The 12095-nt window shown below is 65.6% G+C and carries 12 protein-coding genes; 10 read left to right on the forward strand and 2 right to left on the reverse strand.

Going from position 1 to position 12095, the window contains the following annotated elements:
- Nucleotides 1-154: 154 nt before the first annotated feature.
- The gene (locus BG457_RS09485) at nucleotides 155-1042 is read left to right on the forward strand and encodes an asparaginase domain-containing protein (RefSeq protein WP_071796914.1); all 888 of its coding nucleotides are present in this window, start codon (nucleotides 155-157) and stop codon (nucleotides 1040-1042) included.
- A 69-nt stretch (nucleotides 1043-1111) separates the two neighbouring features.
- Here the strand turns inward: BG457_RS09485 and BG457_RS09490 are convergent, their stop codons facing one another.
- Nucleotides 1112-2098 (reverse strand): 2-hydroxyacid dehydrogenase, encoded by a 987-nt coding sequence (locus tag BG457_RS09490; protein ID WP_071796915.1) that lies wholly within the window; start codon nucleotides 2096-2098, stop codon nucleotides 1112-1114.
- Nucleotides 2099-2242: 144 nt separating this feature from the next.
- On the opposite strand from BG457_RS09490, the gene BG457_RS09495 reads away from it, so the two are divergent.
- Nucleotides 2243-2746 carry an SH3 domain-containing protein gene (locus BG457_RS09495; protein WP_071796916.1) on the forward strand — a complete coding sequence of 168 codons (504 nt, stop codon included), beginning with the start codon at nucleotides 2243-2245 and terminating at the stop codon, nucleotides 2744-2746.
- A gap of 10 nt (nucleotides 2747-2756) precedes the next feature.
- On the opposite strand, the gene BG457_RS09500 is transcribed toward BG457_RS09495, so the two are convergent.
- Nucleotides 2757-3689 carry a nucleoside hydrolase gene (locus tag BG457_RS09500; RefSeq protein ID WP_071796917.1) on the reverse strand — a complete coding sequence of 311 codons (933 nt, stop codon included), beginning with the start codon at nucleotides 3687-3689 and terminating at the stop codon, nucleotides 2757-2759.
- Nucleotides 3690-3852: 163 nt separating this feature from the next.
- On the opposite strand from BG457_RS09500, the gene BG457_RS09505 reads away from it, so the two are divergent.
- The 8 genes from BG457_RS09505 (at nucleotide 3853) to BG457_RS09540 (ending at nucleotide 12094) form a co-directional block, all read left to right on the forward strand.
- Nucleotides 3853-5016 (forward strand): isovaleryl-CoA dehydrogenase, encoded by a 1164-nt coding sequence (locus BG457_RS09505; protein WP_071796918.1) that lies wholly within the window; start codon nucleotides 3853-3855, stop codon nucleotides 5014-5016.
- 7 nt (nucleotides 5017-5023) lie between these two features.
- On the forward strand, nucleotides 5024-6631 hold the full coding sequence (locus tag BG457_RS09510) for a carboxyl transferase domain-containing protein (RefSeq protein WP_071796919.1): 1608 nt from the start codon (nucleotides 5024-5026) through the stop codon (nucleotides 6629-6631).
- A gap of 127 nt (nucleotides 6632-6758) precedes the next feature.
- Nucleotides 6759-8687 (forward strand): acetyl-CoA carboxylase biotin carboxylase subunit, encoded by a 1929-nt coding sequence (locus BG457_RS09515; RefSeq protein ID WP_071796920.1) that lies wholly within the window; start codon nucleotides 6759-6761, stop codon nucleotides 8685-8687.
- A gap of 67 nt (nucleotides 8688-8754) precedes the next feature.
- Nucleotides 8755-9387 carry a glutathione S-transferase family protein gene (locus BG457_RS09520; protein WP_071796921.1) on the forward strand — a complete coding sequence of 211 codons (633 nt, stop codon included), beginning with the start codon at nucleotides 8755-8757 and terminating at the stop codon, nucleotides 9385-9387.
- A gap of 3 nt (nucleotides 9388-9390) precedes the next feature.
- A complete protein-coding gene (locus BG457_RS09525; protein ID WP_071797078.1) occupies nucleotides 9391-10269 on the forward strand; it encodes a hydroxymethylglutaryl-CoA lyase in 879 nt (292 codons plus the stop codon).
- On the forward strand, nucleotides 10247-11029 hold the full coding sequence (locus BG457_RS09530; RefSeq protein ID WP_071796922.1) for a crotonase/enoyl-CoA hydratase family protein: 783 nt from the start codon (nucleotides 10247-10249) through the stop codon (nucleotides 11027-11029). The genes BG457_RS09525 and BG457_RS09530 overlap by 23 nt, the downstream gene beginning before the upstream one ends.
- A gap of 175 nt (nucleotides 11030-11204) precedes the next feature.
- Nucleotides 11205-11570 (forward strand): NADH-quinone oxidoreductase subunit A, encoded by a 366-nt coding sequence (locus tag BG457_RS09535; RefSeq protein ID WP_071797080.1) that lies wholly within the window; start codon nucleotides 11205-11207, stop codon nucleotides 11568-11570.
- On the forward strand, nucleotides 11561-12094 hold the full coding sequence (locus BG457_RS09540) for a NuoB/complex I 20 kDa subunit family protein (RefSeq protein ID WP_175546776.1): 534 nt from the start codon (nucleotides 11561-11563) through the stop codon (nucleotides 12092-12094). The genes BG457_RS09535 and BG457_RS09540 overlap by 10 nt, the downstream gene beginning before the upstream one ends.
- Nucleotide 12095 lies beyond the last annotated feature (1 nt).

The following is a 12095-nucleotide window of genomic DNA, read 5'->3' on the forward strand; positions in this document are numbered from 1 at the left end:
CCTCCATTTCCGGCCCGGACCGACGCGCCGCCCCGTTGTGCCTTCGCGCAGAACTGCCATTGATCGGCCAGTTTGAAACTGGCAAGACGCATCAGGAGCATTGCAGAACCGGTGGTCGGGATGCGGACGCTCTGATCGCTGGCGGAAGGAAAACATGAGCAGGATTCTGATCCTTCACACTGGGGGCACCATCGGCATGGTGGCGGGGCCCGACGGGCTGACCCCCGCGGACGGTCTGCTGGAGCAGGCACTGCAACAGCTTGCAGGAACGGAAGCGACGCTTTCGGTCGAGGTTTTCGACCCGCTGGTGGACAGCGCCGAGATGGGCCCCGCCTATTGGAACCGGCTGATCGACCGGATCGCCGCCTTTCAGGGTGCCGGGGTGATCATCACCCATGGCACCGATACAATGGCCTTTACCGGCGCGGCTCTGGCGCAGGCGCTGGCCGGGTTGCGCTGCCCGGTCGTGCTCTGTGGATCAATGCAGCCGCTGAATACCGGCGGGGATGCCGAGGGCAATCTGGCACTCGCCCTGCAGGCCGTGCACAGCGCCGCACCCGGCGTCTGGCTGGCTTTCGCCGGGCGGTTGCTGCCTGCGGCGGGCCTGATCAAGCACGATTCACAGGGCGCGGATGCGTTTCGTTCGGTCCCGCAAGCCCCCCTGCCTGAGCGCTTTCGCCTGCGTCGCTTCGCGCCGCTTCGGCTGGCCATCCTCACCCTGTCGCCGGGCCTGCCCGCTGCGGCTGTTGCAGCCGCGCTTGCAGAACTGGATGGCGCCGTGCTGCGCGTCTTCGGGGCGGGCACGATCATGTCCGATCCGGCGCTGGAGACGGTGCTGGCGGATGCCGTGGCGCGTGGCTGCCGCATCCGCGCCGTCAGCCAGTGCGAGACCGGCGGGTTGATGCCCGGTGCCTATGCTGCCGGTGCCGCGCTCTGGCGGGCCGGGGTCGAGAATGGCGGGGTCGAGACGCCCGAGGCGGCGCTGGCGCGGCTTTGGCTCGACTTGTCCGATGCTGCCTCGGACCTGTCGGGGACCGGTTGACCGGCAGTTCCGCTGGCCGATATCGGCGGCAAAAGGAACAGGCGCGCGTCTCATCCGCGCGCCGTGCTGTCACAGCATCGAGGGCAAGACCTGATCGGGCGGGCGGTGGCCATCCGCGAAGGTCTTGATATTCACGATCACCTTCTCGCCCATCTCGATCCGGCCTTCCAGCGTGGCCGAACCCATATGCGGCAGAAGCACGACATTGGGCAATTCCCGCAGCCGTGGATTGACCGAATGCCCGCGCTCGAACACATCCAGCCCCGCGCCCGCGATCTCGCCCGCGCGCAACCCGCGTGTAAGCGCATTCTCGTCGATCACTTCCCCGCGCGAGGTGTTCACGATCACCGCCGAGGGTTTCAGCAGTTTCAGCCGCCGCGCATTCAGCAGATGAAAGGTCGAAGGCGTATGCGGGCAATTGACCGAAATCACGTCCATCCGTGCGATCATCTGGTCAAGGCTTTCCCAATAGGTCGCCTCCAGCGCCTCTTCCACCTCGGGGCGCAGGCGGCGGCGATTGTGGTAATGCACCTGCATCCCGAAAGCCCGCGCGCGCCGCGCCACGGCCTGCCCGATCCGCCCCATGCCCAGAATGCCAAGCCGCTTGCCGCCGATCCGGGTGCCCAGATGCGCCATCGGCGACCATCCGCGCCATTGATCGGCCTGCATCTCGGCCAGCCCCTGCGGGATCTTGCGTGTGACAGCGAGCATCAGCGCCAGCGCCATATCGGCGGTGTCCTCGGTCAGCACGCCAGGGGTGTTCGAGACAAGAATGCCGCGCTGGCGCGCAGTATGCACATCGATATGATCGACGCCCGCGCCGAAATTCGCGATCAGCTTCAGCCGGTCCCCGGCCTGTGTCAGCAGGCTCGCGTCAATATCATCGGTGATCGTCGGCACCAGAATATCGCTGCGGCGCATCGCATCGACAAGTTCCTCGCGGCTCATCGGTGTATCACTGTCGCGCAGGGTGACATCGAAAAGCTCGGTCATCCGGGTTTCGACCACATCGGGCAGGCGTCGCGTGACGACAACACTCAGGCGTTTATTGGGCATGATCCGTGTCTCACCTCTTTGCAAGTCTGGGCCTTTGAGGCAAAGTGCCAGCACTCGCGACGATCCACAAGCGTCGATCTGGCGCGGGGACGAGGCAAGTGCAAGAAAACCAAAGATTCCCGGCAGAACGGGACAGGCAGGCATATGAGACGACAGATATTCTGGAAGCTGGCCTTGCTGGCTCTTCTCGGCGCTGGTCCGGCCTTTGCGCAGGATCTCGACCGTGGTCCCGTGACCAATCTGCCCATCCCGCGCTATGTGTCTCTGAAAGCCAATGAGGCCAATGCGCGGCGCGGCCCGGATACCACCCATCGCATCGACTGGGTGTATACGAGGCGCGACATTCCCCTGCGCGTGACCGCCGAATTCGAACATTGGCGCCGGGTCGAGGATGTCGAGGGCCAGGGCGGCTGGATGCATTACGCGCTGCTGTCGGGGCTGCGCACGGTGCTGGTGCAGACCGACATGACCCAGCTTTTCCAGCGGCCTGACCTTAACAGCGCGCAGACCGCCCTGCTGGAACGCGGTGTGATCGCGCGGCTGCGCGAATGCCAGCGCGACTGGTGCCGACTGGAGGTGGATGGCGCGCGCGGCTGGGCCGAGAAGCGCCATCTCTGGGGGGTCGAGGTCGAGGACGAGTTCGAATAGCCCCGCCGGGTTACAGCCGCGCCAGCCGCTCGGTCAGCAGGGTGAAAAACCCGTCATCGTCAATCCCGCCCATGAAGGTCGCATTGGGCGCGCGGCCAGAGACGCGCCACCAGTCGGCGACGGTCATGCCAAGCGTCAGGTCCGAGCCGGTCTCGATCTCGACATTGATATGGCGGCCGGTGAACAGCTCGGGCTGCAGCAGATAGGCAATCGTGCAGGGGTCATGCAGCGGCGCGCCTTCGGATCCGTATTTCTCCTTGTCGAAACGCTCGAAGAAATCGGTCCAGCTTGCGACCGCCGGGCCGACGCGGCCCGCATTTCGGAACGCCTCGACCCGCGCGCGCGAGGTCAGCGCCTTATGCGTCACATCGAGCGGCATGACCACCAGCGGCACGCCCGCACCAAAGACCAGTTTCGCGGCTTCGGGATCGACATAGATGTTGAACTCCGCCGCCGGGGTGATGTTGCCGCCCTCGAAACAGCCGCCCCCCATCAGCACGATTTCCTGAATCCGCGGGATGATATCGGGGGCCCGCTCCATGGCCGTCGCGATATTGGTCAAGGGCCCGATCGGCACCAGCGTGACCGTGCCTTCGGGTTCCGCGCGCAGCGTCTCGATCAGGAAATCGACCGCATGCTGGTCCTGCAACTCCATGACCGGATCGGGCAGGGTGATCCCGTCCAGCCCGGTCTTGCCATGCACATGCTCTGCCGTGACCAGCTTGCGCGACATCGGCGCATCGCAGCCCGCAAAGACCCGTGTTTCGGGCCGGTTCGCCAGTTCGCAGATGATCCGCGCATTCTTTGCGGTCATCTCCAGCGGCACATTGCCCGCCACACAGGTGATCCCGAGCAGATCGAGTTCCGGCGAGGCCAGCGCGAGCAGGATCGCCACAGCGTCATCCTGTCCGGGGTCCGTGTCGATAATGATCTTGCGCGCCATTGTTCTGTCTCCTGATCCGGGTTTTGCGCCGCACCATGCGTCAGGTTTCGGGCAGGTGCAATCCTTCCTGTTTGCGCTAAACTGAACGGGAATCATTTGACGCGACCGGAACCTGTCGCGTATTAAATGAACAAGCGTTCAGTTTTTGGGAGGGTTGCGCCCCATGTTCACAGCATCCATGCGGTTTGATCTGGGCGAGGATGTGAATGCGCTGCGCGAGATGGTGCATCGATGGGCGCAGGAGCGCGTCAAACCCATGGCGGCAGAGGTGGACCGGACCAACCATTTCCCGCATGAGCTGTGGCGCGAAATGGGCGAGTTGGGGCTTCTGGGCATCACCGTGCCGGAAGACTTCGGCGGCGCAGGCATGGGCTATCTCGCGCATGTGATCGCGGTCGAGGAAATCGCGCGCGCCTCGGCCTCGGTCTCGCTCTCTTACGGCGCGCATAGCAATCTTTGCGTGAACCAGATCAAGCTGAACGGCACGGATGGCCAGCGCGCGCGCTACCTGCCGAAACTGATCTCGGGCGAGCATGTCGGCGCGCTGGCCATGTCGGAGGCGGGCGCGGGCTCGGATGTCGTGGGCATGAAGCTGCGCGCCGAGAAAAGGAACGACCGTTTCGTGCTGAATGGCACGAAATACTGGATCACCAACGGACCGGATGCCGATGTGCTGGTGGTCTATGCCAAGACCGACCCGGCGGCGGGCTCCAAGGGGATCACGGCATTCCTGATCGAGAAATCCATGACCGGGTTCTCGACAAGCCCTCATTTCGACAAGCTGGGCATGCGTGGCTCGAACACCGCCGAACTGGTGTTTGAGGATGTCGAAGTGCCCTTCGAGAATGTGCTGGGCGAGGAAGGGCGCGGGGTGCGCGTGCTGATGTCGGGGCTGGATTACGAGCGCGTGGTGCTCTCGGGCATCGGCACGGGCATCATGGCCGCCTGTCTCGACGAGGTGATGCCCTATTTGCGCGACCGCCATCAATTCGGTCAGCCGATTGGGTCGTTCCAGCTGATGCAGGGCAAGATCGCGGATATGTACACGGCGATGAACTCGGCCCGTGCCTATGTCTATGAGGTTGCGAAAGCCTGCGACCGGGGCGAGGTCACGCGCGCGGATGCCGCGGCCTGCGTGCTTTATGCGTCGGAGGAGGCGATGAAACAGGCGCATCAGGCGGTTCAGGCGATGGGGGGCGCGGGGTTCATGAATGACAGCGCCGTCAGCCGTCTGTTCCGCGATGCGAAGCTGATGGAGATCGGTGCGGGCACCTCGGAGATCCGCCGCATGCTGGTCGGGCGGGAGTTGATGGGGGCGATGGGGTGATCCGTCCATGAAACTCACATCTTCCATCCTCACCGGATCCGACCAGTTCCGCGCCAATCGGGACGCGCATCTTTCGGCGCTGGCCGAAATCACGGAAGCGCAGGCGCTGGCCCGCGCGGGCGGCGGCGAGAAGGCGCGTGCCCGCCATGTCGCGCGCGGCAAGTTGCTGCCGCGCGACCGGGTGGCCAACCTGCTCGATCCCGGCTCGCCCTTTTTGGAAGTCGGCAGCACGGCGGCACACGGGCTCTATGACAGCGCGGCGCCCTGTGCGGGGGTGATTGCCGGGATCGGGCTGGTCTCGGGGCGGCTTTGCATGGTTGTCTGCAATGACGCGACCGTGAAGGGCGGCACCTATTACCCGATGACCGTCAAGAAGCATCTGCGCGCGCAGGAGATTGCCGAGGAAAACCATCTGCCCTGTATCTATCTGGTGGATTCGGGCGGCGCGAACCTGCCCAATCAGGATGAGGTCTTTCCCGACCGCGACCATTTCGGGCGGATTTTCTACAATCAGGCGCAGATGTCGGCCAAAGGCATTGCCCAGATCGCGGTGGTGATGGGATCGTGCACGGCAGGCGGGGCCTATGTGCCCGCCATGTCGGATGTGACGATCATAGTGCGGGATCAGGGCACGATCTTTCTCGCCGGGCCGCCACTGGTGAAGGCCGCGACCGGCGAGGTCGTGAGCGCCGAGGATCTGGGCGGCGGCGATGTGCATACACGCCTGTCGGGCGTGGCGGATTATCTGGCCGAGGATGACGCCCATGCGCTGGCCCTTGCGCGGCGCGCCGTTGAGAGCCTCGCCAGTGGTGCGGGCAAAGCCCACACCCTACAGAACGCCATCGAGGATCCGGCCTATGATCCCGAGGAAATCCTCGGTGTCGTGCCCGCCGATCTGCGCATGCCCTATGACATTCGCGAGGTGATCGCGCGGCTGGTCGATGGCTCGCGCTTTGACGAGTTCAAGCCGCGCTTCGGCGAGACACTGGTCACGGGTTTCGCGCAGGTCATGGGCTGGCCTGTGGGAATTGTCGCGAATAATGGCGTTCTGTTCTCGGAAGCCGCGGTGAAGGGCGCGCATTTCATCGAACTCTGTTCGCAGCGCCGCATCCCGCTGCTGTTCTTGCAGAATATCACCGGCTTCATGGTGGGCCGGAAATACGAGAATGAAGGCATCGCGCGGCACGGCGCCAAGATGGTGACCGCCGTCGCCACCACCGCGGTGCCGAAGATCACGATGCTTGTGGGCGGCAGTTTCGGCGCGGGCAATTACGGCATGGCAGGGCGGGCCTATGCACCGCGTTTTCTCTGGACCTGGCCCAACAGCCGGATCTCGGTCATGGGCGGCGCGCAGGCGGCAGGGGTGCTGGCGACTGTCAAACGCGACGCGATGGAACGGGCCGGGCAGGGCTGGAGCGCCGAGGAAGAGGATGCCTTCAAGCGCCCGACGATCGAGATGTTCGAGCGCCAGTCGCACCCGCTTTATGCCTCGGCGCGGCTCTGGGATGATGGAGTGATCGATCCGCGCCAGTCGCGGCAGGTGCTGGGCCTGTCGCTGAGTGCCGCGCATTGCGCGCCGGTGGGGGAAACACGCTTCGGTGTGTTCCGGATGTGAAACAGCGGAGGATTTTTCGCAAGATGAAAAACGATTTCAGTTTCATCTTGCCGGAAATACTCCGGGGGGGATCGCCGCGAGGCGATGGGGGGCAGCGCCCCCCTTCTGGCGAAGAGAGTGCGAAGCCATGTTCGACAAGATCCTGATTGCCAATCGCGGTGAGATCGCCTGCCGGATCATCCGCACCGCGCGCGCCATGGGCCTGCGCACGGTCGCGGTCCATTCGGAAGCGGATAGCCACGCAATGCATGTCGCCATGGCGGATGAGGCGGTCATGATCGGAGGCCCTGCGCCGCGCGAAAGTTATCTGCGCGGGGATGTGATCATCCGGGCCGCTCAGGACAGGGGCGCGCAGGCGATCCATCCGGGCTATGGGTTCCTGTCGGAGAATCCCGATTTCGTCGACGCGGTCGAGGCTGCGGGGCTCGTGTTTATCGGCCCCTCGGCCAAGGCCATCCGCGCGATGGGGCTGAAGGACGCGGCGAAAGCCCTGATGCAGGAGGCAGGCGTGCCGGTGGTGCCGGGCTATCACGGCAGCAATCAGGATGCCGAGCATCTGGCCGGGGCGGCTGACGCCATCGGCTATCCGGTGCTGATCAAGGCGGTGGCCGGGGGCGGGGGCAAGGGGATGCGGCTTGTGGAGCGCCCCTCGGATTTCATGGACGCGCTGGCCAGTGCCAAGGGCGAGGCCGCCACGGCCTTTGGCAATGAGGCTGTCCTGATCGAGAAATACATCACCAAGCCGCGCCATATCGAGCTGCAGGTCTTTGGTGATGGGGTGGAGGCGGTGCATCTTTTCGAGCGCGATTGTTCGCTGCAGCGCCGACATCAGAAGGTGATCGAGGAAGCGCCTGCGCCGGGCATGACTGAGGAGATGCGCACGGCCATGGGGCAGGCGGCAGTCCGCGCGGCGAAAGCCATCGGCTACAAGGGCGCAGGCACGGTCGAATTCATCGTCGATGGCAGCCATGGGCTCCGGCCCGACGGGTTCTGGTTCATGGAAATGAACACCCGCCTGCAGGTCGAGCACCCGGTGACCGAGGCGATTACCGGCGTCGATCTGGTCGAATGGCAGTTGCGCGTCGCGGCAGGCGAGGGGCTGCCCTGCGCACAGGACGCCCTGTCGATACAGGGCCATGCATTTGAGGCGCGGCTCTATGCCGAAGATGTGCCTGCGGGCTTCCTGCCTGCAACCGGGCGGCTGGAGCATCTGCATTTCCCCGCGACCGCGCGGGCCGATACCGGCGTGCGTGCGGGCGATGTGATCAGCCCCTGGTATGATCCGATGATCGCCAAGATCATCACCCATGGGCCGACGCGCGCCATCGCGCTCAGGCGGTTGGAGGCGGCTCTGGGCGGTACGGAAGTGGCCGGATCGGTGACCAATCTGGCCTTTCTGGGCGCGCTGGCCCGTCATCAGGGGTTTCGTGCGGGCGATGTGGATACGGGTGTCATCGCGCGCGATCTGGAGGCGCTGGTGGCCGAGCCGGAGCCCGCGCCCTGGGAATGGGCCGCGGCTGCGGCATTGGCGGTCGGGCTTGCGGAGATCGTGGCACCGCTGGCGGGGTTCAGCAATGCCGGGCCGATCTGGCAGCAGGTCCCCTTTGCGGATACGGAGATCCGGCTTGCCGTGACCGGGCCGCGCCGTGCGCGGGTTACGGTGGCGGGGCAGGAACTTGCGGTCGAGGCCATGGCCGGGGGGCTGCGCGTCAGCGGCGCGCCGGGGCTGATGCGCGGGGTTTGCGCAGGCGGCAAGGTCTGCCTCTTCGGCGCTGTGCCGCGCGTGGTGGCGCTGGTCGATCCTCTCGCGCGCGCATCAGAGCCGGGGATCGGGGCGGATGTGGTTCTGGCGCCGATGCCGGGGCTGGTGAAGGCGATTTTCGTGGCCCCCGGCGATGCGGTTGAGGAAGGGGCGCGGCTGGCGATTCTGGAAGCGATGAAGATGGAGCATACGCTGGTCGCGGCGCGGGCGGGCCGGGTGGCTGAAGTGCTGGCGGGGCCGGGTGCGCAGGTCGAGGCGGGCGCGGCGCTGGTGCGGCTGGAGGACGCGGCATGAGCGCGGGCGTGGCGCCCTGGCGCGGGCGGGGTATTGAGTATTTTTGGCAAGAAAATGGAGCAGGGCGGTGATCCGGCTCTGGCATGTGGCGCAGTCGCGCTCGTTCCGGGTGCTCTGGGCGCTGGAAGAGATCGGCACGGAATATGAGCTGATCCGCTGTTCGTTTTTCGACCGCTCGCTGCGCGCGCCCGAGCATCTGGCGCGCTCGCCTGCCGGGCGGGTGCCAGCGCTGCAGGATGGCGCGACAGTGCTGAGTGAAAGCGGCGCGATCCTGATCTGGCTTTCCGAGACGCGCGCGCCGCATCTGCGGGTGGCGGAAGGGGCCGCAGGACGGGCCGCATTCCTGCAGGGGCTGCATTATGCCGAGACATTGGGCGCGCATCTGGCCAATCTGACGCAGCATTATATCGTGCTGCGCGAGGCTGCGATGCGCTCTCCCACGGTGATGCGGCTGGAGGCGAAGCGGCTGGAGAATGCGCTCCGTGCCGTCGGGCCGGGTTGGGCGGCGGGCGCGTTTACCATGGCCGATATTGCGCAGGGCTATGCGGTCTGGCTGGCGCAGCGTTTCGTGACCCTGCCTGAAGCGGCGGCACTGTATCTGGCGGCTTGCGAGAGACGCCCGGCGTTTCAGCGCGCGCTTGCGCAGGACGGGCCGCCAGAGATCTATCTGCGGGAATTCTACCCGCCGCCGGAGGAGTGAGCGATGCGCGCGGTCGAGATTTTCGAGGTCGGACCCCGCGACGGGTTGCAGAATGAGGCGCGGCTGATCCCGGCAAGCGAGAAAGTGGCGCTGATCGATTGCCTGAGCCGGGCGGGGTTCCGCCGCATCGAGGTCGCGAGTTTTGTCAGCCCGAAATGGGTGCCGCAGATGGCGACTTCGGGCGCGGTGCTGGCGGCGATTGCCCGCGCGCCGGGGGTGCGCTATGCCGCGCTCGCGCCCAATCTGCGCGGGTTGCAGGACGCTGTGGCGGCGCGCGCGGATGAGGTCGCGGTTTTCGCCTCGGCCTCGGAAGGGTTCAGCCGGGCCAATCTGAATTGCTCGGTCGAGGAAAGCCTTGCGCGCTTTGGCCCGGTGCTGGAGGCCGCGCGCGCCGCAGGGCTGCCGGTGCGCGGCTATGTTTCCTGCGTCACCGATTGCCCCTTTGACGGGCCGACGCCGCCTGCCGCCGTGGCACGGCTTGCGGCCCGGCTCTGCGAGATGGGCTGCTATGAGGTCAGCCTTGGCGACACGATCGGGCGGGGCAGGCCGGACAGCATCGCCGCCATGCTCCGCGCGGTGCTGGAGGAGGTGCCGCCCGAGCGGCTGGCCGGGCATTATCACGACACCGGCGGGCGGGCGCTGGCGAATATCGAGGTGTCGCTGGAGCATGGATTGCGGGTGTTCGATGCAGCGGTCGGGGGCCTGGGGGGCTGTCCCTATGCGCCGGGCGCTTCGGGCAATGTGGCGACCGAGGCGGTGCATGAATGGCTGACCGGTATGGGCTGGGAGACGGGTCTGGACCGCAAGGTGTTGGCCGAGGCCAGTGCGATGGCGCGCGCGATGCGACAGGGAGGGCAGGATGTATCAGACACTGAGGCTTGAGACGGATGCGCGCGGGGTTGCGACACTGACACTGAACCGCCCCGAGAAACATAATGTGCTGGATGCGCAGATGATCGCGGAACTGACCGGGGCCGCCGCACGGCTTGGCGCGGATGATGGCGTGCGGGTGGTGGTTCTGACCGGGGCGGGCGCGAGTTTCTGCGCGGGGGGCGATCTGGGCTGGATGAAGGTGCAGATCGAGGCGGATGCCGAGACCCGCGCGCGCGAGGCAGGCAAGCTGGCCGCGATGCTGGGGGCGCTGAACCGGATGCCGAAACCGCTGATCGGGCGGGTGCAGGGGCAGGCTTTCGGTGGCGGTCTGGGGATGATGGCGGTCTGTGATGTGGCCATCGGGGTCGGCACGGCGCAATTCGCGCTGACCGAGACGCGGCTGGGGCTGATCCCGGCGACCATCGGTCCCTATGTGCTGGCGCGGATGGGCGAGGCCATGGCGCGGCGGGTCTTCATGTCGGGCCGACGGTTTGATGCGGCCGAGGCCGTGACGCTGGGGCTGTTGGCGCGCGCGGTCCCGGCGGAGGCGCTGGACGCGGCAATCGAAGCGGAAGTCACGCCCTATCTGTCCTGCGCCCCCGGCGCTGTGGCGCGGGCCAAGGCGTTGGCGCTGCACCTGGGCGCGGGCATCGGCCCCGAGGAGGTCGGCCATTCCATCGCGGAGCTGGTGGCCTGCTGGGAGGGCGCGGAGGCGCGCGAAGGGGTCGAGGCGTTTTTCGCCCGCCGCAAACCGGGCTGGAGCGCGTGAGCCCGGCCATAGAGTATGCAACCGCATACAGTTCCAGCTTTTTCGACCGGAACCCGCGCCGCCTCAGTTGACCCGGCCTTGTGACAAGAGTAGAGGAAGGTCAGCCAAGTTGCGGATGTCCTTGGCACTCGCCCCTTTTGGCCTGGCCGGACCCCGCGCGATAAAGGAGCCAAAGGTGGACACCCTACTCGCATCCTACCTGCCGATCATCATTTTCCTTGGAATCGCTGTTGTACTGGGCCTTGTGCTGATGCTCTCGGCTATCATCATCGCCGTGCGCAGCCCAGACCCGGAAAAGAACTCGATCTATGAATGCGGTTTCAACGCCTTCGATGACGCCCGGATGAAATTCGATGTGCGATTCTACCTCGTGGCGATCCTCTTCATCATTTTCGATCTGGAGATCGCCTTCCTGTTCCCGTGGGGCGTGGCCTTCTCGGAAATGTCGATGACCGCTTTCTGGTCGATGATGATGTTTCTGGCCGTGCTGACTGTGGGCTTTGCCTATGAATGGAAGAAGGGGGCGCTGGAATGGGAGTGATGACCGGAGCGAATACCGCAGGCGCGGATCGCGAAGTCGCGACGCAGGCGCTGAACCGGGAATTGCAGGACAAGGGTTTCCTGCTAACCTCGACCGAAGATATCATCAACTGGGCGCGCAATGGTTCGCTGCACTGGATGACCTTTGGTCTGGCCTGCTGCGCGGTCGAGATGATCCATGTCGCCATGCCGCGCTATGATGTCGAACGCTTCGGCACCGCCCCGCGCGCGACGCCGCGCCAGTCGGATCTGATGATCGTCGCGGGCACGCTGACCAACAAGATGGCGCCCGCGCTGCGCAAGGTCTATGACCAGATGCCCGAGCCGCGCTATGTGATCTCGATGGGCAGCTGCGCCAATGGCGGCGGCTATTACCATTACAGCTATTCCGTCGTGCGTGGCTGCGACCGGATCGTGCCGGTGGATATATATGTGCCGGGCTGCCCGCCAACCGCCGAGGCGCTGCTCTATGGCATCCTGCAGTTGCAGCGCAAGATTCGCCGCACTGGCACATTGGTCCGGTAAG

It is taken from the genome of Natronohydrobacter thiooxidans (assembly GCF_001884735.1).
Taxonomy (GTDB): domain Bacteria; phylum Pseudomonadota; class Alphaproteobacteria; order Rhodobacterales; family Rhodobacteraceae; genus Roseinatronobacter; species Roseinatronobacter thiooxidans_A.

Bases quoted from the DNA above. Each gene is read 5' to 3' on its own strand.
- BG457_RS09485 (WP_071796914.1), top strand. From the start codon at position 155: ATGAGCAGGATTCTGATCCTTCACACTGGGGGCACCATCGGCATGGTG.
- BG457_RS09490 (WP_071796915.1), bottom strand. From the start codon at position 2,098: ATGCCCAATAAACGCCTGAGTGTTGTCGTCACGCGACGCCTGCCCGAT.
- BG457_RS09495 (WP_071796916.1), top strand. From the start codon at position 2,243: ATGAGACGACAGATATTCTGGAAGCTGGCCTTGCTGGCTCTTCTCGGC.
- BG457_RS09500 (WP_071796917.1), bottom strand. From the start codon at position 3,689: ATGGCGCGCAAGATCATTATCGACACGGACCCCGGACAGGATGACGCT.
- BG457_RS09505 (WP_071796918.1), top strand. From the start codon at position 3,853: ATGTTCACAGCATCCATGCGGTTTGATCTGGGCGAGGATGTGAATGCG.
- BG457_RS09510 (WP_071796919.1), top strand. From the start codon at position 5,024: ATGAAACTCACATCTTCCATCCTCACCGGATCCGACCAGTTCCGCGCC.
- BG457_RS09515 (WP_071796920.1), top strand. From the start codon at position 6,759: ATGTTCGACAAGATCCTGATTGCCAATCGCGGTGAGATCGCCTGCCGG.
- BG457_RS09525 (WP_071797078.1), top strand. From the start codon at position 9,391: ATGCGCGCGGTCGAGATTTTCGAGGTCGGACCCCGCGACGGGTTGCAG.
- BG457_RS09530 (WP_071796922.1), top strand. From the start codon at position 10,247: ATGTATCAGACACTGAGGCTTGAGACGGATGCGCGCGGGGTTGCGACA.
- BG457_RS09540 (WP_175546776.1), top strand. From the start codon at position 11,561: ATGGGAGTGATGACCGGAGCGAATACCGCAGGCGCGGATCGCGAAGTC.